This window comes from Kitasatospora sp. NPDC007106, from assembly GCF_040634455.1.
GTDB lineage: Bacteria > Actinomycetota > Actinomycetes > Streptomycetales > Streptomycetaceae > Kitasatospora > Kitasatospora arboriphila.
The window spans coordinates 1-2713 of record NZ_JBEYFP010000772.1; the positions used below are offsets into that span (position 1 = coordinate 1).

General features: G+C 78.3%; 4 protein-coding genes. All 4 read right to left on the minus strand.

Going from position 1 to position 2713, the window contains the following annotated elements; genetic code table 11:
- Positions 1 to 548, minus strand: a 548-nt coding sequence (locus ABZ641_RS32130) for a hypothetical protein (protein WP_359987537.1), incomplete at its 3' end; no start/stop codon positions are given.
- Positions 549 to 583: 35 nt separating this feature from the next.
- Entirely contained in the window at positions 584 to 1720 is a 1137-nt protein-coding gene (locus ABZ641_RS32135; protein WP_344621933.1) for a glycosyltransferase, read from the minus strand.
- Positions 1717 to 2523, minus strand: a complete 807-nt coding sequence (locus ABZ641_RS32140) for a polysaccharide deacetylase family protein (RefSeq protein WP_359987539.1) — start codon at positions 2521 to 2523, stop codon at positions 1717 to 1719. Before ABZ641_RS32140 ends, ABZ641_RS32135 begins: the two co-directional genes overlap by 4 nt.
- The coding region (locus ABZ641_RS32145; protein WP_359987540.1) for a hypothetical protein at positions 2513 to 2713 on the minus strand (201 nt) is incomplete at its 5' end. The genes ABZ641_RS32145 and ABZ641_RS32140, both read right to left, overlap by 11 nt.

The following is a 2713-nucleotide window of genomic DNA, read 5'->3' on the forward strand; positions in this document are numbered from 1 at the left end:
CGCCGGGCGGCCATGGCGAGGGCGCCGACCAGCACGCCGGCCGCGCCGCCGACCGCGGTGTCCAGGGCCGCGGACGGCGAGGAGGGGCCGTCCGGGGAGGCGGCCCTGGCCAGCGGGACGAGCTTGACGCCGGTGTCCTGGCTGCTGGTGTTGGCGAAGGCGATCAGCGAGGTCGCCACCGCGTCGGCCGCCCGCACCGCGTCGGCGGCGCGCCGGCCGGTGCCGGTGATCTCGATCATCGGGGCGTCCGGCGAGGTGGTGCCCCGGACGCTGTCCGACAGGGCGGAGACGGTGCGGCCGGTCTTCGCGGCGGCCGCGACCAGCACCTGCGGCTGCCCCGCGAGCCGGCCGTACGCCTGGGCGAAGTTGACCGCGGTGGCACCCTCCCCCGGGTTCTGCGCGACCACCACCACGTAGGAGTTGGCGGTGTAGGCGGTGGGTGCGACGGCGGCGTAGCCGGCGCCGGCGGCGGCGCCCAGCGGGACGGCGACGGCCACCGGCCACCAGCGGCGGACGGCGGCCCGGACGGATCGGCGCGGTTCGGACATCGGAACTCCTTGGCTCGGTCGGTGGTGTCGCGCGTTCAGGCCCGCAGGGCTGCCGGCCGGGGCGGCGCGGTGCGGGCGGGGCCGAGCCGGTCGTAGAGGTCGGCGAGTTCGGCGGCGATCCGCGCGATGTCGTAGTGGTGGACGGCGGGCGGCGGCGGGAGCCGGCGCGGCGGTGCGGCGCGCAGCCCGTCCAGGGCCTCGGTGTAGGCCCCGGCGGTGGACGGCAGCCGGTGGGCGGCGGGGGCGGCGTCCGGGCCGAGCGCGTCCAGGGCCGGACAGGCGGTGCGCAGCACCGGCAGGCCCGCCGCCAGTGCCTCCAGCACCGTCAGCCCGAAGGTCTCCTCGGTCGAGGGGGCCGCCAGCACGTCCATGGCGGCGAGCAGCTCGGGGACGTCGTCGCGTTCGCCGGTGAAGACGGCGGCCACCCCGGCGCGGGCGGCCTGCGCCTCCAGGGCGGCGCGTTCCGGCCCCTCCCCCACCAGCAGCAACCGGGTGTCCGGGCCGGGCCGGGCGGCCAGCGCGGCCACCGCCTCCACCAGCACCTCGAACCGCTTGCCGGGCACCAGCCGGCCCACCGCGCCGACCGTGAACGCCCGCTCCGGCAGGCCGAGTCGGGCCCGCACGGCGGCCCGGGTGCGGGCCGGCACGGCGTACCCGGCGGCGTCGATGCCGTTGGGCAGCAGGTGGACCCGGTGCGGCGGCACGCCCCAGTCGTGCAGGGTCGCGGCGACCTGTCCGGAGACGGCGACGGTCGTCCGGCCGAGGCGCTCGGCGGCCAGGTAGAGCGCCCGGACCCCGCGGCCGGCCGGCCGGCCCTCGATCACCCCGGGGTGCAGCGAGTGCTCGGTGGCCAGCACCGTCCGCACGCCGGCCAGCCGGGCGGCGAGCCGGCCGTACAGCCCGGCCCGGTAGAGGTGGGTGTGCACGGCCTGGTAGCGCCGGCTGCGGATCAGCCGGGTGAGCCGCGGCAGCACCGCGAGGTCACGGTTGCCGCGCATGTCCAGCTCGTGCACGGCGAAGCCGTCCGCGCGCAGCGCCTCGGCGACCGTGCCCGGGTTGGTGAGGGTGGCCACCTCGCAGTGGTGGCGGTCGGGCAGGTGGCGCAGCAGCAGGTGCAGCTGGCGCTCGGCGCCGCCCGCGGCGAGGCCGGTGACCACGTGCAGGACCTTCATCGGACGGCCTCCTGGCGGGCGGCGGGCACCGGGGCGGCACCGCGCAGTCCGGTCACGGCGTCCCGCCAGTGGTGCCGGCCCTGCTTGGCGAGCAGCCGCAGCGCGCCGTCGCGGTCGCCGACGTAGCAGCGCGGCAGCGCGAACCTGCCGGTGAGCTCGCCGTGCTCGATGGCACAGGCGTACTGGTACCCGGCGTCACGGACGGCCTCCGCGGCGGGCCGGTCGACCGCCCCGTACGGGTAGCAGAAGCCGGTCACCGGGCCGCCGACCAACTGCTCCAGGGCCCGCCGGCTGCCGCGGGCCTGGTCGGCGAGCTCGTCCGCGGACAGCCCAGGCAGCCTGCGGTGGGAGAGCCCGTGCGAGCCGATCTCCCATCCCGCGGCGGCGAGTTCGACCACCTGGTCGACGGTGAGCAGCGGCTTGCGCGGGCCGTCCGGGTCCCAGCCGTTGTGGCCGCCGAGCAGATCGGGCACCACGTAGGCGCTCGCGGTGAAGCCGTGCCGGCGCAGCACCGGCACGGCGTACCGGGCGAAGTCCGCGTAGCCGTCGTCGAAGGTCAGCCCGACCAGCCGGGCGGCGGCGCCCGCGGCCCGGGCCCGGAGGAGTTCGCGGACGCTCACCCCGCGCCGGCCGCTCCGGGCCAGCCAGGCCATCTGCGCGGCGAACCGCTCCGGGCTGACGGTGAGCAGGTACGGGTCGTGCTCCTCGTGGGTGATCGAGTGGTACATCAGGATCCACGGCGCCGACCGGGCCGGGTGCGGCTGGGCGGGCAGGGCGGGGCCACGGGCCGGTTCAGCGTCCATGGGGCTTCCTCTCAGCAGCCTGGGTGACCGGACCCGCGGCCCGGAGGAGGGCGCGCACCGGGTCACGGACCTCGGGTGCGCCGAGGACCGTGCCGAGCCCGGCGAAGACGAGCACGACGGTGAGACCGCCGAGCAGGGTGGCCGGCAGCGGCGCGGACGGGCCGGCGGCGGCCACCGCGCCGGCCGCGGC